This window comes from Lactobacillus sp. 3B(2020), assembly GCF_013487845.1.
Classification (GTDB): Bacteria; Bacillota; Bacilli; order Lactobacillales; family Lactobacillaceae; genus Limosilactobacillus; species Limosilactobacillus alvi.
On sequence record NZ_CP047410.1, the window covers coordinates 978,264 to 996,385 of the forward strand.

Here is an 18,122-nt window from a genome sequence, read left to right on the forward strand (position 1 = left end):
GGGATAATTTGATGGTGAGAATTGATTTAAATAGTGATCTAGGTGAAAGTTATGGTCGTTACCAGCTCGGTAATGATCAGGAATTAATGGGGTTGATTACTTCAGCAAACGTTGCCTGTGGTTTTCACGCCGGAGATCCAGATGTAATTGCTGAGACAGTGACCATTGCTAACCAGCGGGGGGTTGCCATTGGCGCCCACCCGGGATATCCTGATCGCCAGGGATTTGGACGGCGGTACATGGCAATGAAGTCAAGTGAGGTTGAACATTTAATTACTTACCAAATTGCGGCGCTGGCTGGATTTACAAAGGGTCATCGCTTACATCACGTAAAACCTCATGGAGCATTATATAACGCTGCTGCAAAAGATCCTAAATTAGCTTTAGCAATTTGCCGGGGGATTCAGAAGTTTGACCCTGGTTTACCGTTATATGGCTTAGCCGGCTCAGAATTAATTAAGGCGGCTAACCAAATTGGTTTACCAGTTAGGTCAGAGGTTTTTGCTGACCGGGCCTATCAAGCTGATGGTAGTTTAGTACCGCGTTCCCAACCTGGGGCAGTCTTAACTGACCCTAAAGTTGTTGCAAAGCGGGCAGTAGGGATGGTTGAAAACCAAGCAGTTACTGCCATTACTGGTGAAATTGTAAATCTGAAAGCAGATACGATCTGTGTTCATGGAGATAATGCCGCAGCTTTAGCTTTAATCAAGCAGTTACGGTTGGCCTTAGCAGAAAACGGAGTTGAAATCACAGCAGGATAATAAAAACTAGGAGGGAGTCTATGCAAGAAAAACTAAGTCAAAGTCACCACCAAACCGTAAAAAAAGCCGCCCTTGGTGGGGCCTTCTTAATGGCGATGTCGGCGGTTGGCCCGGGTTTTCTAACCCAAACAGCCACCTTTACACAAAGTGAAAAGGCTAATTTTGGCTTTGCCATTTTAATTTGTATTTTGGTCGACATTATTGTGCAGTTGAATATTTGGCGGATCATTGTCGTTGCAGGAAAACGCGCACAGTTAATCGCTAATGAAGTCGTTCCGGGCTTAGGCTATCTCTTATCGGCTTTAGTCGCATTAGGCGGCCTTTTCTTTAATATTGGGAACGTGGCTGGCGCTGGCCTCGGATTAAACGTATTGTTTGGTATTCCGGTTATCTGGGGGGCCATTCTCTCTGCAATTTTTGCGATTGGGATTTTAATTGTTAAAAATGCTCTCAAGTACGTTGATTGGACGGTGCAAATTTTAGCGATAATCGCAGTCCTAGTGTTAATTTATATGTTGGTAGTAACCAAGATTCCATATGGACAGGCTGTTAGTCATACCTTTGCTCCAACGAAAATTGATTTCTATTCGATTTTGACAATTGTTGGGGGGACTGTTGGGGGCTATATTTCTTTCGCTGGTGGTCACCGACTCCTTGAAGGTGGAGCAAAAGGCCAAGCAGATATCAAGTATGTTAACCTCGGGGCTTTAACGGGAATTGGCTTAGCCTCGGTGATCCGGGTTATGTTGTTCTTAGTTGGGCTAGCGGTAGTTTTGACCGGCACAAAACTTGATCCAACAAATCCTGCCGCTGCGATTTTTAAAACTGCTGCCGGAAGTTTTGGCCTAAAATTCTTTGGTTTGTTACTTTTTGCAGCGGGAATGTCGTCAATTATTGGCTCAACCTTTACCTCAACTTCGTTTTTAGACTATGCGGTCAATGGCCGGTCAGTTCGGTTCCGAGATTATTTAACGGTTGGTTTCATTGCCTTTGCAACGATTGTTTTTGCCCTCGTTGGTCAACCAGCAAAGGTTCTCGTGGTAGTGGGCGCGTTGAACGGTTTAATTTTACCAATTGCGTTAGCGATCCTATTAGTTGCGGCCCTTAAAGAACCAATTATGGGAGCCCGTTACCATCATCCAATTTGGTTATCAATTACTGGTTGGATAGTGGTCCTTTTCATGGCCTTTGCCAGTTTAAAAACCATCTTTACCTTATTCTAAGTTGGTCATCATCAAAAGCGGTGGTTGAATTGCAATCAACCGCTTTTTTTGGTTCAATTGAAATGAAATGGTTATTTCGGGAGGTAAGTTGGTAATGGAGAAATGGCAAAATTACTATTCAAAAGAGGAACAAGCAGTGCTAACGGAGAAGGCGAAGCAGAAAATTAAATTTCCCACTACCCTTTATCAACTTGCAAAGGCTAATGGTCAGTTCATCCCTAAACATGCACGGATCAAAGCTTGTCAACGCGCTCGGATGCCTCTTCTGAAGGCTGATATTCAAAATCTGACTGCCTTGGCTAATGGACAGAAGCTCCCAGCATCGCCAAAGAAAAAGGCAAAGCGATCACAAACAAAAGTGTTACGAGAACGGAAGACACTACCAAAGATCACTGCTAAAGAACGGCTTCAACGGATCTTAAGCCAATATGATAGTTGGGTGCAAACCGGTGAAGAAGTTGGCATTATGCAGTTTGAAAAACACCGGCGCTATCGGATTCAAGCGGCCGACGTACTGAAGAATCTTGAAGCTACAAATTACGCTTTGAATCGCCAAGCTAACTTAATGGAAAACCAGCTCGAACGGCTAATGGAACGGGTTGAACGCCGGCAAGATAACCAACGATTTTATTGAAAGAGGATGAAAAAATGATTGCAAGACGACGGGTTCATTTGATGGGGACCGTAATCGATGTCCAGATCGATCACGAAGAGGCAGAAGCTTTGGCAGATGAAGTAGTGCGTCAGCTAAAATTGTACGAACATCGTTTTAGTGCAAATGATGATTCAGCCGAGTTAATGCAAGTCAACCATCAGGCTGGTAAGCAAGCAGTAAAAGTAGCTCCGGAGTTATTCGACTTAATACAAATTGGTAAAGATTATAGTCTAATGCCAGTCGGCAACTTAAATATTGCCATTGGGCCCCTCGTTAAGCTCTGGCATATTGGTTTTGATGATGCTCATAAGCCAGGTGATGATAAAATTAAAGCACGACTAAAACTGACTGATCCCCACCAAATTGAATTGAATCCAGTTCAACAAACGGTTTTCCTAAAACAAGCTGGAATGGAGATTGATTTGGGGTCGCTTGCAAAGGGATATATCGCTGATCTACTTACCGATTATTTACGCCAAAACGGGGTCCAATCAGCCCTTTTAAATCTTGGTGGGAACGTGGTTGTGATCGGCGGGAAGCGGAGTAATCCGGATGGTTATTGGCACGTTGGCCTGCAAGATCCAGCTCAACCGCTTGGCAACTACCGGCGGGTATTAAATCTCCGTGATCAATCAATTGTAACTTCTGGGATTTACCAACGAAACCTGGAAGCTAACCATCATTTTTATCACCATATTTTTGACAAACATACTGGTTATCCAACTCCCACCAAGATTACAAGTTTATCGATTATTTCTAAACGGTCGGTTGATGGCGAGATTTGGACAACAATGCTCTTTGGAAAACCACAAGCCGAAATTCAACGTGTAGTGGAAGGGTTACCAGGGATTAAGGCCATCGTCATTGATAACCGGAACCAGCTGTTTGAATATCATGGGCCAGGTGATTAGATTGACAATTTTTCATTACCGCTTACAATTAAATTAGAAAATGTAACTGGAGTGCCCGTGCACCGGGCTGAGATGTGTTTGAGAAACACGGATCCATTGAACCTGTGAGTTAGAACTCGCGTAGGGACGTTACGGAGGCGTTATCCTGCGGGGATAACGCCTTTTTTGATGTTCCGGAAAGGAAAAAGATGAAGACAAACTTAATTGACCAAATTAAAGCTAAACGTCCCTTAGTACTAGTAGTGACCAATTCTATTACTGCTGGAGCAGTAGCTAATGTTTTAAGCGCAGTAGGGATGTCACCGATGATGCCATCTGACTTTCATGAGGCTACTGAGCTAACCCAGTTGGCGGATGCCATAACCATTAATATTGGCTCGGTTGACAGTGATCAAGCGGCTTTAATTGATGCGGTGATGGCGACTGCAACCCAACTGAGTAAGCCAATTGTCTTAGATCCGGTTGCAGTAAGTGCGAGTCAAGCTCGGCAAAGTTTAGTCCAATCAATTCTAAAGAAAGGGGTAACTTTAATCCGTGGTAATGCGAGTGAGATTGCTTATTTAGCAGGAATTCAAAGTCGCGCCCGGGGGATTGATGCCGGAGACGAAAATAATCCGGCTTACCTGGCCCAACTTTGTGCGCAAAAGCAGCATTGCTTAGTGGTTCTTTCTGGGCCAATTGACTACGTAAGTGATGGCAAAACCACGGTTGAATGTACGATGGGAAGTCCAATGATGCCAAAAGTCGTTGGAACTGGTGACATGCTTTCGGCTTTTTTGAGTGGTTGCCTTAGCTTACCGATTAGTCAATTTGAAGCTGTCAAATTTGGAACGGAATACTTTGGCCAGGCAGGACAAAGAGCAGACACCGGGAAACTTGGTGATTGGTCGGCTAATTTCTTAACGATCTTGGACCAAGCAAATTCAAAAAGTTGGAAGGGAGTAGAAAAATGAAAAAACAATTTCCTCAAGCTTTAACAATCGCTGGATCTGATTCTGGTGGTGGGGCTGGCATGCAGGCAGATTTAAAAACGATGCAAATGCGACATGTTTTTGGGGCGTCTGTGGTAGTTGCTGTAACCGCCCAAAATACTCGCGGGGTAAATGATGCTTTTACCCTACCTAAAACAATTATTGATGAGCAATTTGAAGCGGTTGCTGATGACTTAGCGATTAAAGCTGTCAAAAGTGGCATGTTAGCCAACAGTGACACGGTGCGGACGGTTGCTAAAAATTTACGGAAGTTTAATTTTGGCCCTTATATTCTTGATCCGGTAATGGTTGCTAAAGGGGGTGCTCATTTATTGACTGATGATGCTGTAGCAACGGTTAAACAGGAATTGTTACCACTTGCAAGCTTAGTAACCCCTAACTTACCTGAGGCTGAAGTTTTAACAGGAATTACGATTAAGGATCAGGGAGCAATGCGAGCGGCAGCTGAAAAACTTCAAACTTTGGGTGCTAAAAATGTCTTAGTTAAGGGTGGCCATTTGGACACTGAGACCGCGGCAAGTGATTATGTGTTATTAGCCGATGGGACGGACTTTTGGTTGAGTGGTCCTCGGTTTGAAACCATTAATACCCATGGCACTGGCGATACAATTTCTGCTTGCATCGCTGCTGAAATCGCTAAGGGAACCGACCTTAAGTCTGCAATTCAAATTGGTAAGGCTTACGTAACAGCGACAATTCGGGATGGGATCCTAGTTGGCCACGGTCATGGACCATTAAATCACTGGGCGGTGTAAAACAATGAAATTTAAAACCGAAATGTTAAATGCTTACCTCGTTGGTGGCAGTCAAGATACTGAAAGTGATCCGGTAAAGTTACTCGAACGAGTGGAGATTGCCCTAAAAAACGGAATTACCATGTTTCAATATCGGGAAAAGGGAACCGGTGCTTTACAAGGACTAGCGCGTCAAAAATTAGGCCATCGACTTCACAATCTCTGTCAACGTTATCATTGTCCGTTCGTTGTTGATGATGACCTCGTCTTAGCCTTAACCTTGAAAGCAGATGGAATTCATGTGGGTCAGGGCGATCAAGCAATTCGTCAAGTTACAAAGGTTGCTCAGCAAGCTGGAATGTTTGTTGGCTATTCTTGTAATACGAAAGCTGAAATCCTACAGGCTAATCAGCTCACCGGGATTGATTATTATGGAATTGGGCCAATTTTCCCTACCCAATCAAAAGTAGACGCTGATCCGGTGCTAGGGCTTCAAAAACTGATTGAGTTAAATCAATTAGCTAAAAAACCGATCGTTGCCATTGGTGGAATTAGTAGTAATCAACTTGCCACAGTTCGTCAAACCGGTGTTGCTGGGATTGCTGTAATTTCTCAAGTCCTTGGAAGTGATGATGTTGCCTTAGCTAGTCGGCAGTTAGTTGGTGAAAAAGGGTTAAAAAACTGATATAATGAAGCCATCATTTACCAGGAGGACAAAGATGCGCGTTAATGTTTTACAACATACACCAAGTGAAGGCCCGGGTTCAATTTTACAGTGGGCAAAACATCACCACCATGAAGTATTTACCTATCATCCTGCTCAGTTTGGTAAGTTACCATCGGTTCAAGAGACTGATCTACTAGTGATTTTAGGCAGCCCTCAAAGCCCAAACGATGATTTTCCTTGGATTAAAGCGGAACGGCAATTAATTAAAGAAATGTTAATGGCAGACAAACCGATCTTTGGGGCTTGCTTTGGGGCTCAACAAATTGCGGTTGTCCTGGGGGCAAAGGTTCATAAGGCAGCAGTTAAGGAAGTTGGCTGGGCACCTGTTAATTTACAAAGTGATGTCTTAACTGATTTTCCACAAACGGCAACAGTCTTACACTGGCATGAAGAAATGTTTGAGCTTCCAGAAGGGGCAAAGTTACTTTTTACTAGTCGGGATCATCAAAACCAAGGCTTTGCTTATGGTGACAAAGTAATTGGTCTACAATTTCATTTTGAGCCAGACTTATACAATTTACGATCAATGGTTGTGAATGATGGGGATTATGCCGATGAAGGAAATGTTTTGAAACAAACGGCTGACCAAATTTTAGTTCACGGGGTGCCAAAAGAAAATGTAAGTTTAATGGCCAAGCTATTGGACCAAATTGTTAATGCTTAAAATAAAAAATTACCAAAGTGATTGACAATCCTGATAAGTTCGTTTAATATTAATAATCGTTGTCAGAGGTTAATTACTTTGATCTCGGGAAATAGCTCAGCTTGGTAGAGCACCTGGTTTGGGACCAGGGGGTCGCAGGTTCGAATCCTGTTTTCCCGACTTTGATTGGCTGGGAGAAACGTACTGTTTCATCCCAGCTTTTTTAATTTAAGCAAAAATTTAAGTTTTGTTTACGAGGAAAGCCAATGGAATTTACTTTTAAAAAGCAACGAAATTACCGTGTTTATTTATTCTATACGGCGGTCTTTATTTTAATTGCGCTTACTATGTATGGAACATATCTCTTTACTGGTAATAGTCTGATTTGGAATAAGGATCCGCTAAACCAACATCTTCCCTTATTAGCTGAGTATCGGAAAGTGATAAGCGCCTTTATCCAGCATCCTTTTAAAACGCATCCCATGTGGTCATGGAAGATGGGGTTAGGGGCAGATACTTTTTCAATTTTTTCCTATTATACAATTGGGGATGTATTTACCTACTTGGCCTTTCTTTTCCCGGTAACTAAGTTAGTGATGGCTTACCAGTTAATGATCATTTTGCGACTCTATTGTGCCGGCTTAGCTTTCATCTGGTTTGCCCGTCATTTTCAGCTTAAAGATTGGGTGATGGTTGCCGGTTCAGTGGTTTATCTAGTTAATTCGTACCTTCTATATGCGAGCCTTGCCCAACCTTTCTTTACTACAACTTTTATTCTTTTTCCCATTTTGGTTGTCCAAACCGAGCGAGTCTTAAAGGGTGGATCCTGGTGGCCATTAGCGGGTGCCTTTTTTTGGATGCTCGTTAACAATTATTATCTAGCTTACGTTTTGGGACTAGGGACGATCATCTTTTTGGTTTTGCGAATTGCGACTCATTATTGGCATCGCCTTGATTGGGGCGTGACGATCCTCAAATTGGCTTTAGCAACGATTACAAGTTTACTTTTAAGTGCAGTCCTGTTAATTCCCGAAATTATTACCGTGATGCATTCAACGCGGGCTGGTTCTTTGTTTGCTAATGGATTAAAGACATATCCAGCATATTATTACTTGTTCTTGCCAAAATCGTTGATCAATGGTGGTCAATGGTCCTTTATGTTCTGGTCAGCTTTAGGGATTGTTTCGATCGGCTTTCTGGGAATCGTCTATATTTATCTCAATGTTCGGCGGTATCCCTTAATCGCAGTTGCCTTAGTTTTAGCCTTTGTGATGCTACTAATTCCAGCGGTTGGTGCCTTCTTCAACGGAATGATGGCGGCTTCAAACCGGTGGACTCTCTTGATTTACTTACCATTAAGTATGGCAGTTTGTTTTCTTTTACAAAATGCAGGAGATTTATCACGCCATCAACTTTTAATGATGACCTGGGTGACGATTGGATATCTGCTAGTCGTTTTGATTTCATACTTCTTTAAAAATGATCCGGCATTATTCGTACCAGTAATTTGTCTTTTGGGGAGTCTTTTGATTTTGTGGCTTCTTCATAGTCAGGTAATCGTTCATCCAGCTCGGTGGTTAATGGCCTTATTGCTTGCAAACGCTGGTTTTAATGCCATTTATGCGGCTTTCCCATATAACGGGGACTTCGCTAGTGCAATGTTGACCAAAGGGCAATACCAAGCAATTACCAAGCAACGGTATGGCGGCTTAGATCAGGGCCTTTCCAAATCACCAACTTACCGGGTTTCAACAATTAGCCAAAATGAGATTATTCCGGACATTTTAAATGACAATGACCTTTCAACAGGTTTACACAATATTGATTCTTATTATTCCCTTCAAAATCAGTATTTAGGGGACTTTAGTCGTTCGTTACAAAATACCCAGTATCAAGCTAACGTTCCTTTGCGCCAAGTTGATGACCGGAGTGTTTGGTTAAACTTTTTAGGGGTGCGCTACCTCTTTGTTCAATCAAATGGCGATAACGCCTTAAAGTGGCCCCAAGGTTATTTCTTGGATCAATCAACGGAACCTCAATATGATTATGATGCCCCACAGCCAAGTAATGCGACACAAAAGACCGATTTGACTCCGATCCAAACAAATCGGTTGAAGACTAACCAAGCTTTCCCGCTGATCTACTGGCAGGACCAGGCAATTTCTAAGCACCGGTATCAAAAACTTTCACCAACGGAAAAAGAACGGGCTTTGGCAAGTGGAGTAGTTGCTGATAACCAGGCGATTAAGGGACTGACAAATGCTAATTTGAAGGGGAATGTAATTAAGGTTAAATCGCAAATTATTTCTAATCGCTTTAATGTAATTAATCCGCATCATTTACAATTACTCGATGCGGATGAAACTTATAAATTAGTTTTCCCGGATGTGGCAAAAAAGGCCGTTAAAAAGCAATTACGCCAAACCGAATTGCATGTTGAATTTGCTTCGATCAAGTATCACCCACTAACTTTAAAAGAACAGTTAAAAGCGGAAATCGATCATCTTCATCAAACAGCCCAGTTTAATCCTGGGGGGATGATTAACCATTGGTCAGCTTACTACAAGTATTGGCGTTACCATTTAATCAATGGCTCACCGGATATGAGTTATAGTTTACAAATTAAGAGTAAGTATGGAACAGAAAAAATCACTCAGCCAAAGCAAAGTGTCTTGTCCTTCTTTAAAGTGGTAAAGAATGGCACAATGAATATTGGCTATTTTGAAAAAGACTTTCCGCAACAGTTGACTTTTGTACCAACTAAACTTGGTACGTATGACCTAAAATATCAAGTGGTGGCCGAAAAACTTGGTACCAAGTATCAAAAAGAAGTTAAAACCATCCAAAATCACCGGCTTAAGAATCTAAAATTTGAGACTAATCAGGTTAGTGGAGAAATTACGACTCCGCGTGTAGGAATTTTAACTTCGTCAATCCCATATTCGAGTGGTTGGGAGGCAAAGGTCGATGGTAAGGTTGTTAAAACTATCCGAACCAATCAAGCTTTCTTAGGCGTGCGCTTGCCGGCTGGTCATCATCGGATTGTCTTTACTTATCATGTCCCTGGTTTAAGAATAGGGATAACTATCAGTCTTTTTGGCTTACTCTGGACATTCCTAATGGCTGTAATTACCTGGCTTGTGCGTCGGCAGCCAAAATAATTTAAAATTGGTCTTGCAATTTTGGCTCAGTTTGATATACTGAATAGGTCGTCAAATGGTGACGAGTCAAATTGGGCTATAGCCAAGCGGTAAGGCAACGGTTTTTGGTACCGTCATGCGCTGGTTCGAATCCAGCTAGCCCAACTCCTTGAAGCGAAGAGGTTGCTCTTCGCTTTTTTTGTATATAAAAAAGCAGAGACTGGGAAGAAACTCGTGTTTTTCCCAGTCTCTTGCATCTTCAATTCCAATGTTACCCAAAAACTACGGTCAAAAAGTAATTAGCAAATGCGTTAGCTAATTCGCTATTTGTCGAGTTTACTAAAGTGAAGATCATCATCGTTAGTTTCTTGCTGATTTAATTTTGCTGTATGGTCAGATAAGAGAAAACCGCTCCATTTTTCAATGCCCGGATCCTCATACTCAGTATCGAAAAAATGTTGGGCGACCCGGTGGGCAGTTTCATCATCGTAAAATTTAATTTTCTTCTTCATGATTAACTGATTGATTGGCTTTGTCTAGGTGATATTGGTCCCGAATTTGATTAATTCGGGTTGCAGTTGCTAAGCAAAGCATGAAAGCAATTGCCCATACTGTTAACATCGTGATGAAAGGGAGTAAGTTCTTGGTAAAATACGAAACGATTAACCCCGGAATTGCTAAAATAAAGGCGGCTCGTCGAATGTAAAGATGCATTACGTAACGTTCAATGAGCTTAAGCCCAAAATTATAAATTTTGGGCTCGGTAGTTTCAATTACCTTTAATTCTTGTTCGAAGATGGGTAATTGTTTGGCAATTTGAAATTTATTGATAATTGATAACGCCATAGTTTTCCTCCAACGCAGTTATTGATTTTTAGAGTTTATGCTCCTTGGGGCGACTGGATCAACAGTTAAGGTCGTTTGTCCCCGGAAGGTGACAAAACCTGGTTTAGCGCCACTTGGTTTGTGCAGAGCTTTGATTGGTAAATAGTCAACTTGCACGTGGGTGGAATTTTGCCCTTTTGAGAAGTAGGCAGCAATTTGGGCGGCTTCCATGATGGTTTGTTGACTTGGGTTGGCGTCACGAATAACAACGTGGGAACCTGGGATATCCTTAACGTGAAACCAGAGATCATTTTTGTTAGCAATTTTAAAACTAAGCCGATCATTTTGACGATTATTTTTCCCAACCAAAATTAATGTGCCATCAGTAGCATAATATTCACTGGGTTTTGCCGCCGGAACTTTCCGTTGTTTTTTTCCTTTTCGATGATGCGGTTTGAGATATCCTTGCTCAACTAATTCAATTTTGATTTCTTGTACGTCTTTTGGAGCTGCCACTGCAATTTGACTAACAATTCCCGTTAAGTAATCTAGCTCAGCTTGGGTGAGTCGAAGTTGTTCATGATCATATTCAATCGAGGCTTTTAGTTTGTTGTAGCGGGTAAAGTAGCGTTGGGCGTTTCGGGATGGTGAAAGCTCAGGAGAAAGTTCAATTTCTAGTGGATGGTTTTCATCGTAGAAGTTTGGCAAGGTAATCTTGGTCGCTCCCGGCTTAACTTGTCCCAGGTATGTGGTTAAAATTTCACCCCGAATCCGGTAAAAATCAGCTTGATCAGCTGCAGCTAATTCTTTTTGAAGCTTCTTTATCTTTCGTTGATCCTTCTTAATCTCGGTATTTACAATTTTTAAGACTTGACCCGCTAGCTCTTTTGTCCGATCATGTTCGGCTTTATGAGCATAAAAGTGATCTAATAGCGCTGATAAGGATTTAAAATTGTTGATTTGAGTGATTGGCGTTGGCATTGGCTTAAGGGCCCAAAAGTCCTGCTTGCCATTTGTAAATTCGACCAAGGTTGGTTCTGGATGATCAAAGGCCTTTAGAAATTCAGTATAGGTTTGAGGTAAATTGTCACTGGCTAAGAGACGGTTAGCCAGCTCCTGGGCCAACTTAGTTGATAATCCTTGATAGGTTGCTTGAAGTTGATGAGCTAAATCACCAACTTCTGAGTAAGTCTTAACCAAGGTCGGATATTTTGAGTTTGGCAAGTACGGATTTGTCCGTTCTTGTTTAGGAGGCATTCGCCAAGTAGACCCAGGTAAAATGGTCCGAAACCGATTCTGGTCACTTCCAACGTGTTTAAGGGCATCAATAACTTTTCCGGTGTTTTGATTAACCAGGGTTGCATTACTATGGCGAGCCATGATTTCAACGTAGAGAACTAAAGCTTCAGTATCTCCCAACTCATCCCGAGTAGTGAAGTGAAAAGTAACTACCCGGTCATTTTCAACTTGTGCAATTTTGGTGAGAATGGCCCCTTCCAAGTATTTCCGCATGGTCATCGTAAAGTTGCTTGGAACTGCTGGATTTTGGTAGGGAATTTTTGTTAATTGAAAGCGGGGATAAGCGGGGTTAGCAGAGATTAATAACCGTTGATTTTTCCGGTGGGCCCGGATAACCATGATCATTTCATTTGGATAAGGTTGGTTAACCCGCATTACTCGGCCGCTAGTTAAAAATTGGTTGAGTTCAACTACCATTGCGTGGGTAAAAAATCCGTCAAACGCCATTGGAATACGCCTCCTTTAAAATCACTAATTTACATTATACCGTTTTAAGAGATGCTAAACAAATTAGGCTGAACTGCAAAGAAAATTTTTGAGGGAATTGTTTTATCATGTATTCTATGGTATGTTTACTACTATGTATATGTAGGTTAAAACCTAATTCGGAACAAATACGAAAGAACGATGAGTTGGAGGATTTGCATATGAAAATCGCTGTTGTGACGGACAGCACCGCCTACCTGACAGATGAAGAAGCGCGCGAAAATAATATTCGGGTTGTCCCAATTCCCTTGATTATTGACGGCCAAAGTTATCGGGAAGGGGTCGATATTACGACCGAAGACTTCTACCAGAAGTTACAAACAACGAGTTCTTTTCCAAGTACTTCGCAACCCCCAATTGGTCAATTAATGGAACTTTATCAATCCCTTGCCGACGAAGGTTATGATACTGTAATTAGTATCCATTTGACGGCGGCTATCTCGGGCTTGTTAAATACAATTGGTCAATTGGCGGAGGAAATGAAGGAGACAATCAAAATTATTCCCTTTGATTCTCACTTAACGGTTAAAATGATGGGGTATCTAGCAATAGAGGCAGCCCAACTAATCAAAGCTGGCAATGATTTAGACACAATTTTAGAAAAGTTAAAGGCATATCAGGATACCTTTAACAATGTTTTCGTTGTTGATGACTTACAAAATCTGGTTCGGGGAGGTCGACTTTCCAACGCTTCAGCTTTTGTGGGTTCGATCTTAAAGATCAAGCCACTCTTGACGATGCACACGGCTAACTACTCAATTGAGGCCTTTGAAAAGGTTCGTTCAATGAAAAAAGCCAAGTTACGGTGTGAGCAAATTTTTGCGGACGATCTTGCCAAGTTGGATTATCCAGTACAAGCAATGGTAATTCATGCAAACGCTCAAGAAGCGGGTCAAAAATGGCTTGACCACTTACAAGCAACCTATCCACAAGTTCGGTTTGAACTTTCATACTTTGGCCCGGTAATTGGTACTCACCTTGGTCAAGGGGCACTTGGATTGACTTGGATGCAAGATACGTCCAAAAAACCTTTGTAATAATTTAATTTGAAAATGGTCGGTTCAGAAATTTCTGTCCGATCATTTTTATTTTTTAACAGTTATTAAATAATTGAATAATAACGTAAATATAACAAAATATATAATTTTGGAATGATTAATAATTCTATCTTGTGCTCACCTTCACAAAAGTTAAAATGAAGTTAGTAAAGCATTTTACGAATTTACTAAGGGAGGGTGCAAAATGAAAACAGCTTATCAAACGGAATCAAAGGGTTATACCTTCTCGACCGCGATGCAAGAAGCCGCTCGGTGCTTGTTGTGTGAAGATGCACCATGTCAAAGGCTTGTCCAGCGCATACTGATCCAGCTCGTTTCATCCGGAGTTTACGGTTTAATAACATTAAGGGAGCAGCGGAAACGATTCGGGAAAACAACGCTTTAGGGGCAGTTTGTGCACGGGTTTGTCCAACGGAACGCTACTGTGAATCGGCATGTACCCGGGCAAAAATTGATCATCCAATTAATATTGGGGGCCTGCAACGGTTCATTACGGATATAGAACAAGAGATGGGGATGCAAATCCTAAAAGCTGGTAAGCCAACCGGTCAAAAAGTTGCCATCATTGGTGCTGGTCCAGCGGGACTTCAAGCCGCCACAACTCTACGGCAATATGGGGTTGCCGTTACGATTTTTGAGGAGCACCCCAAGGCTGGGGGCTATTTAACTTATGGAATCCCTGAATACCGGCTTCCTCAAGAAATTGTCGATTATGAAGTTAAGCGAATTATCGACCTTGGGGCTGAAATCAGATGCAACATTAAAGTTGGTAAAGACATCTCCTTTGATCAATTAAAGGCTGATTATGACGCTGTTTTAGTCACTGTTGGAAACAGTAAAGCCAAGACCTTACCGATGTTTGAACATAATATTTGCACTGAATCAGCAATTTCCTTCCTTGCACGGGTTAAGAATGGGGAACTTCACGAGAACGAATTACCTGATCATGTTTTAGTTATTGGTGGTGGGGATGTTGCAATGGACGTTGCCACAACCCTGAAAAAACTAGGCGTTTCAAACGTTACGGACGTTGCCTATGAAGAATTTAACGAATTTAAGGCTTCTAAAAACGAATTAGCTGGGACCCGTAAAGCTGGTGTCACTTTGATTGATGGCTATGTTCCAACCAAAGTAGCGACTAACGTTGTTACTTTCAAACACCGGAAACTCGATGCTGAGTTGACAATTAAGGCGGATAAAATTATTTACGCAGTTGGTCAAACAAGTGACTTAACGGGTCTTGAGATTGATTTACAACATAGCGAAAGCCAACTCTGGTCAGCTAAGTATCAAACTAAGGATGCAAAAGTCTTTGCAGCTGGAGATTTAGTTGATGGTGACCAAACGGTTGTTTTTGCCGTTCAAAAAGGAAAAGAAGCCGCCAAAGTAATTATGAATACGCTAGGGGGTGTAAATCATGATTAAAAAAGATTTAAGTGTTGATTTTCTGGGAGTTCATTTTGAAAATCCGTTCTGCCTTTCTTCATCGCCAGTTGGCAACTGTTATGAGATGTGTGCCCGAGCCTATGATGCTGGCTGGGGTGGGGTAGTTTTTAAGACAATTGGCCCTGCAGACTTCAAAGTAGACGAAGTTTCTCCTCGATTTGATGAATTAACTAAGGAAGACACACCATTTGTGGCCTTTAAGAATATGGAACAGATTGCTGAACACCCGCTTGAAGAAAACCTTACCGATCTGCGAAAATTAAAGACTAATTACCCTAATAAAGTTTTGATTGCTTCAATTATGGGTCGAAATGAAGCTGACTGGGAAGATTTAGCTCGTCAAGTAGAAGCCGCTGGAGCAGATATGATTGAAATGAATCTTTCCTGTCCACAGATGACCTCTCATTCGATGGGAGCGGATGTTGGGACCAATCCAAAACTTTGTCAAACATACTGTGAAGCTGTTAAGCGTGGGAGCAAACTACCGATGATGGCGAAGATGACACCAAATATTACTTCCATGATTCCGGTGGTAAAAGCCTGCATGGCTGGAGGAGCCGATGGGATTGCGCTAATTAATACCGTTAAATCAGTTGCCAATATTGACCTAGAAAAGAAGGTCGGGCTCCCAATCGTTAACGGGAAATCGTCGGTTTCTGGCTTATCCGGGAAAGCAGTCAAGCCCATTGCGCTTCGTTTTCTTCAAGAAATTCGGTCTGCCGCTGGTTTGGAACAAATTCCGGTTTCTGGAATTGGGGGCATTGAAACCTGGTCCGATGCTGCAGAATTTATTCTTTTAGGGGCGACAACTTTACAAGTCACCACTGCGGTTATGCAATATGGGTACCGGGTTGTTGAAGATATGAAAAACGGCCTCATGCACTACATGGATGAGCAAGGGGTTGACCACTTATCTGAGTTAGTTGGCCAGGTCACTAAAAACATCATTCCTGCCGAACAACTTGATCGGAATTATAAGGTGTATCCAAAAATTGATTGGGACAAATGTATCGGTTGTGGTCGGTGTTTTATTTCCTGTCAAGATGGTGCGCATCAAGCTTTAACTTGGGATGATGAAAAACGCCTCCCAACTTTTAATAAGGATAAATGTGTTGGTTGTCAGCTTTGTGCTTTAGTTTGTCCAGTTCATGCAATTACCCTTGGAGTAGTTGAGACAAAGCCAGGACGTAAGGGTGATCCAAGCAAGGTAGACGTTGCCTCCCAACGATTACCAAGTGGACCTTTCCGACATTTAGCGTAACGAAAAATGAGACTAAGAGTCGCAATCAATGCGATGAACTTAGCCTCATTTTTTTTAAGTTTAGTTGGTGTTGCAGTCTGTGTGTTGACTTGCAGAAGCAACAGTATCAAGCTTGCTTCCATCATTTGGGGTGAAGTAGAAAGAAGGCCCATCAATGGATTGATCATAATCGATTTGGGCATCAAGTCCTTCGAAGAACCAGTAATCGGAAGATTGAACATAGAAGTGAATTCCATCGATTTCAGTATCAATAACCGGGTTGTTTGGGTGGTCACACCGCGCTAATCCAGCCGAAAAACCAGAGTGGGCGTTCGTTGACCCGTAAACCTTACCAAAGAATTTTACCCCTTGACCTGCTTTTAAGTGCATATCTTCCTTAAACCATTGAATAATCCGGGGACTTAAATTAAGTTTTGAAAGTGGTGCATTTTCTGCCATAGTGTTATCTCTCCTCGTAATCGCTTCCAATTTGTAAGCTTAGGATATCACAGTTTTTTAAATTGAAAAAGTCTTTCGCTCAGGCTTTTCCTTCCCACTCGGCCAAAAAACGATCAATAAACTGATGAATAAAGGCCTCACGTTGTTGGGCAATTTTTTTGGCACTTGGGGTATTTAACATTGTTGCTAGTTTAAAAAGCTTTTCGTAAAAATGATTAATAATGGTTTCGTGATCGAGATTTCGATACTCAGCCTTAGTAATCTGTGTGCGGGGGGCAATCTTTGGATCATAGATGATTTGATGATGTTTACCGCCATAATAAACTGCTCGGATGATTCCGGTTGCTCCCAAGGCGTCTAACCAATCTGCGTCTTGGGCAATTTGACCTGCCAAGGATAATTGAGGATGTTGGCCTCCAAGAGTACTAGCAAAGGACATTTGAGTGATCGTTGCCATAATCTCTGCTTGTTCAGCTGGTTGGTAGGCTTGATCCTGTAAAAAGGTTTTTACGTCCGCTTTCGCTTTTTCCACATCGTCGATTAACTTGTCATCGATGATGTCGTGTAAGTAACTAATAGTGACTGGGAGGAAAGGATCAATTCCTTCCTCTTCAGCAAGGTGAGTAGCAAGTTGGGCGACCCTGCGGAGATGGTCCATTCCGTGACCAGTAACATCATCACCAAGTTTACTTTGGGCAAAGTTGATTACGGCCTTAATTTGTACTTCGTGGTTCAAAAGACTCCTCCAATCGAATTTACTTTTAGACAGATTGCTTGTTTTTGCTTTTAATTTCGTGTTATGTTGTTATAACATGTTTTGAAACTAAATGAAAGCGAGGGTGTTAGATTAATGCACTTAACAAAAGCATCGATGGATGATTTAAATCGGATTGTTGAAGTTTTGGAAGATGGGAAAAACCAACTTGCCGAGCGAGGAGTTGATCAATGGCAGGGGGACTATCCAAATCCAGAACAAGTTAAGGCGGATATTACAAATGGCTTTGCCTACTTAGTTCACGATTCGGATCATGAAACGGTTGGGGTATTCTCAATTCTTCCCGCACCAGATCACGCATATGATGAATTAGATGGTAAGTGGTTGCTAGAGACGGATCGGTATCTAACGATTCACCGGGTGGCAATCCACTCTGACCATGCTGGTAATGGCTATGCCTCACGTTTGTTTAGGGATGTGATTGATTTTATTAAGATTCACCGGGAAGATATTGTTTCCTTACGAATCGATACGCATGAGGATAACCACGCAATGCAACACCTCATTGAAAAGTTTGGCTTTCAGCGTGTTGGCACCTTGCACGGAGTTTATCGGCCAGAAGAAACCAGTTATGTTTACGAAATGCTTACCCAAAAGACAAAGTAGGATAAGTTTAGTAAAACTCGGGATTTAAAAAATTGATCAGCAAAATATGAACGAGAGACTGGGAAGAAATACAAGCTTCTTCCCAGTCTCTTGTTCATCTCCGGATGTTACTCAGCAATTACGGCCAGCAGTGGCCAAGCAA

Annotated in this window: 18 protein-coding genes, 2 tRNA genes and 1 riboswitch; of the genes, 15 read left to right on the plus strand and 5 right to left on the minus strand. The window is 41.9% G+C overall.

Features of this window, described 5'->3' with window-relative positions:
• The first annotated feature begins 11 nt into the window (after positions 1-11).
• The 11 genes from GTO83_RS04870 to GTO83_RS04920 all read left to right on the plus strand — a co-directional run bounded on the left by GTO83_RS04870 (position 12) and on the right by GTO83_RS04920 (position 9,951).
• Positions 12-761, plus strand: coding sequence for a LamB/YcsF family protein (locus GTO83_RS04870; protein WP_180871992.1), 750 nt, complete (start codon positions 12-14; stop codon positions 759-761).
• A gap of 20 nt (positions 762-781) precedes the next feature.
• Positions 782-1,984 carry an NRAMP family divalent metal transporter gene (locus GTO83_RS04875; protein ID WP_180871993.1) on the plus strand — a complete coding sequence of 401 codons (1,203 nt, stop codon included), beginning with the start codon at positions 782-784 and terminating at the stop codon, positions 1,982-1,984.
• A gap of 94 nt (positions 1,985-2,078) precedes the next feature.
• A complete protein-coding gene (locus GTO83_RS04880) occupies positions 2,079-2,618 on the plus strand; it encodes a hypothetical protein (RefSeq protein ID WP_180871994.1) in 540 nt (179 codons plus the stop codon).
• Positions 2,619-2,632: 14 nt separating this feature from the next.
• Entirely contained in the window at positions 2,633-3,550 is a 918-nt protein-coding gene (locus GTO83_RS04885) for an FAD:protein FMN transferase (RefSeq protein ID WP_255463181.1), read from the plus strand.
• Between the two features lie 37 nt (positions 3,551-3,587).
• A riboswitch (TPP riboswitch) is annotated at positions 3,588-3,695 on the plus strand.
• 43 nt (positions 3,696-3,738) lie between these two features.
• On the plus strand, positions 3,739-4,503 hold the full coding sequence (gene thiM, locus GTO83_RS04890; protein ID WP_180871995.1) for a hydroxyethylthiazole kinase: 765 nt from the start codon (positions 3,739-3,741) through the stop codon (positions 4,501-4,503).
• Entirely contained in the window at positions 4,500-5,297 is a 798-nt protein-coding gene (thiD, locus tag GTO83_RS04895) for a bifunctional hydroxymethylpyrimidine kinase/phosphomethylpyrimidine kinase (protein WP_180871996.1), read from the plus strand. Before thiM ends, thiD begins: the two co-directional genes overlap by 4 nt.
• A gap of 4 nt (positions 5,298-5,301) precedes the next feature.
• Positions 5,302-5,961, plus strand: coding sequence for a thiamine phosphate synthase (gene thiE / locus GTO83_RS04900; RefSeq protein ID WP_180871997.1), 660 nt, complete (start codon positions 5,302-5,304; stop codon positions 5,959-5,961).
• Positions 5,962-5,995: 34 nt separating this feature from the next.
• Positions 5,996-6,667: a type 1 glutamine amidotransferase gene (locus GTO83_RS04905; RefSeq protein ID WP_180871998.1), complete on the plus strand. Its 672-nt coding sequence runs from the start codon at positions 5,996-5,998 to the stop codon at positions 6,665-6,667.
• Between the two features lie 85 nt (positions 6,668-6,752).
• Positions 6,753-6,826 (plus strand) — tRNA-Pro (locus GTO83_RS04910).
• An 86-nt stretch (positions 6,827-6,912) separates the two neighbouring features.
• Positions 6,913-9,807, plus strand: a complete 2,895-nt coding sequence (locus GTO83_RS04915) for a YfhO family protein (RefSeq protein WP_180871999.1) — start codon at positions 6,913-6,915, stop codon at positions 9,805-9,807.
• 72 nt (positions 9,808-9,879) lie between these two features.
• Positions 9,880-9,951, plus strand: a tRNA-Gln gene (locus GTO83_RS04920).
• A 158-nt stretch (positions 9,952-10,109) separates the two neighbouring features.
• On the opposite strand, the gene GTO83_RS04925 is transcribed toward GTO83_RS04920, so the two are convergent.
• The 3 genes from GTO83_RS04925 to GTO83_RS04935 are packed head-to-tail and all read right to left on the minus strand — an operon-like array spanning position 10,110 to position 12,357.
• A complete protein-coding gene (locus GTO83_RS04925) occupies positions 10,110-10,298 on the minus strand; it encodes a hypothetical protein (RefSeq protein WP_180872000.1) in 189 nt (62 codons plus the stop codon).
• A complete protein-coding gene (locus GTO83_RS04930; RefSeq protein WP_180872001.1) occupies positions 10,282-10,632 on the minus strand; it encodes a hypothetical protein in 351 nt (116 codons plus the stop codon). Before GTO83_RS04930 ends, GTO83_RS04925 begins: the two co-directional genes overlap by 17 nt.
• Positions 10,633-10,650: 18 nt before the next feature.
• A complete protein-coding gene (locus tag GTO83_RS04935) occupies positions 10,651-12,357 on the minus strand; it encodes an NFACT RNA binding domain-containing protein (RefSeq protein WP_180872002.1) in 1,707 nt (568 codons plus the stop codon).
• A 200-nt stretch (positions 12,358-12,557) separates the two neighbouring features.
• On the opposite strand from GTO83_RS04935, the gene GTO83_RS04940 reads away from it, so the two are divergent.
• From GTO83_RS04940 to preA, 3 genes are all read left to right on the plus strand, one after another.
• Entirely contained in the window at positions 12,558-13,433 is an 876-nt protein-coding gene (locus GTO83_RS04940; RefSeq protein ID WP_180872003.1) for a DegV family protein, read from the plus strand.
• A gap of 297 nt (positions 13,434-13,730) precedes the next feature.
• Positions 13,731-14,879: an FAD-dependent oxidoreductase gene (locus tag GTO83_RS04945; protein WP_305066895.1), complete on the plus strand. Its 1,149-nt coding sequence runs from the start codon at positions 13,731-13,733 to the stop codon at positions 14,877-14,879.
• Positions 14,872-16,161: an NAD-dependent dihydropyrimidine dehydrogenase subunit PreA gene (gene preA / locus GTO83_RS04950; protein ID WP_180872004.1), complete on the plus strand. Its 1,290-nt coding sequence runs from the start codon at positions 14,872-14,874 to the stop codon at positions 16,159-16,161. Before GTO83_RS04945 ends, preA begins: the two co-directional genes overlap by 8 nt.
• A gap of 60 nt (positions 16,162-16,221) precedes the next feature.
• Here preA and GTO83_RS04955 read toward each other — a convergent pair whose 3' ends face one another.
• Positions 16,222-16,599 (minus strand): HesB/YadR/YfhF family protein, encoded by a 378-nt coding sequence (locus tag GTO83_RS04955; RefSeq protein WP_180872005.1) that lies wholly within the window; start codon positions 16,597-16,599, stop codon positions 16,222-16,224.
• A gap of 79 nt (positions 16,600-16,678) precedes the next feature.
• Complete coding sequence (locus GTO83_RS04960; protein WP_255463182.1) at positions 16,679-17,335, minus strand: HD domain-containing protein; 657 nt, start codon at positions 17,333-17,335, stop codon at positions 16,679-16,681.
• A gap of 114 nt (positions 17,336-17,449) precedes the next feature.
• Between GTO83_RS04960 and GTO83_RS04965 the strand changes: the two genes are divergently transcribed.
• Complete coding sequence (locus tag GTO83_RS04965) at positions 17,450-17,980, plus strand: GNAT family N-acetyltransferase (RefSeq protein ID WP_180872006.1); 531 nt, start codon at positions 17,450-17,452, stop codon at positions 17,978-17,980.
• The last annotated feature ends 142 nt before the right edge of the window (positions 17,981-18,122 follow it).

What these genes read in the sequence shown, in the direction of transcription:
- GTO83_RS04870 (WP_180871992.1), top strand. Translation starts at nt 12, where the DNA reads ATGGTGAGAATTGATTTAAATAGTGATCTAGGTGAAAGTTATGGTCGT.
- GTO83_RS04875 (WP_180871993.1), top strand. Translation starts at nt 782, where the DNA reads ATGCAAGAAAAACTAAGTCAAAGTCACCACCAAACCGTAAAAAAAGCC.
- GTO83_RS04880 (WP_180871994.1), top strand. Translation starts at nt 2,079, where the DNA reads ATGGAGAAATGGCAAAATTACTATTCAAAAGAGGAACAAGCAGTGCTA.
- GTO83_RS04885 (WP_255463181.1), top strand. Translation starts at nt 2,633, where the DNA reads ATGATTGCAAGACGACGGGTTCATTTGATGGGGACCGTAATCGATGTC.
- thiM (WP_180871995.1), top strand. Translation starts at nt 3,739, where the DNA reads ATGAAGACAAACTTAATTGACCAAATTAAAGCTAAACGTCCCTTAGTA.
- thiD (WP_180871996.1), top strand. Translation starts at nt 4,500, where the DNA reads ATGAAAAAACAATTTCCTCAAGCTTTAACAATCGCTGGATCTGATTCT.
- thiE (WP_180871997.1), top strand. Translation starts at nt 5,302, where the DNA reads ATGAAATTTAAAACCGAAATGTTAAATGCTTACCTCGTTGGTGGCAGT.
- GTO83_RS04905 (WP_180871998.1), top strand. Translation starts at nt 5,996, where the DNA reads ATGCGCGTTAATGTTTTACAACATACACCAAGTGAAGGCCCGGGTTCA.
- GTO83_RS04915 (WP_180871999.1), top strand. Translation starts at nt 6,913, where the DNA reads ATGGAATTTACTTTTAAAAAGCAACGAAATTACCGTGTTTATTTATTC.
- GTO83_RS04925 (WP_180872000.1), bottom strand. Translation starts at nt 10,298, where the DNA reads ATGAAGAAGAAAATTAAATTTTACGATGATGAAACTGCCCACCGGGTC.
- GTO83_RS04930 (WP_180872001.1), bottom strand. Translation starts at nt 10,632, where the DNA reads ATGGCGTTATCAATTATCAATAAATTTCAAATTGCCAAACAATTACCC.
- GTO83_RS04935 (WP_180872002.1), bottom strand. Translation starts at nt 12,357, where the DNA reads ATGGCGTTTGACGGATTTTTTACCCACGCAATGGTAGTTGAACTCAAC.
- GTO83_RS04940 (WP_180872003.1), top strand. Translation starts at nt 12,558, where the DNA reads ATGAAAATCGCTGTTGTGACGGACAGCACCGCCTACCTGACAGATGAA.
- GTO83_RS04945 (WP_305066895.1), top strand. Translation starts at nt 13,731, where the DNA reads ATGTCAAAGGCTTGTCCAGCGCATACTGATCCAGCTCGTTTCATCCGG.
- preA (WP_180872004.1), top strand. Translation starts at nt 14,872, where the DNA reads ATGATTAAAAAAGATTTAAGTGTTGATTTTCTGGGAGTTCATTTTGAA.
- GTO83_RS04955 (WP_180872005.1), bottom strand. Translation starts at nt 16,599, where the DNA reads ATGGCAGAAAATGCACCACTTTCAAAACTTAATTTAAGTCCCCGGATT.
- GTO83_RS04965 (WP_180872006.1), top strand. Translation starts at nt 17,450, where the DNA reads ATGCACTTAACAAAAGCATCGATGGATGATTTAAATCGGATTGTTGAA.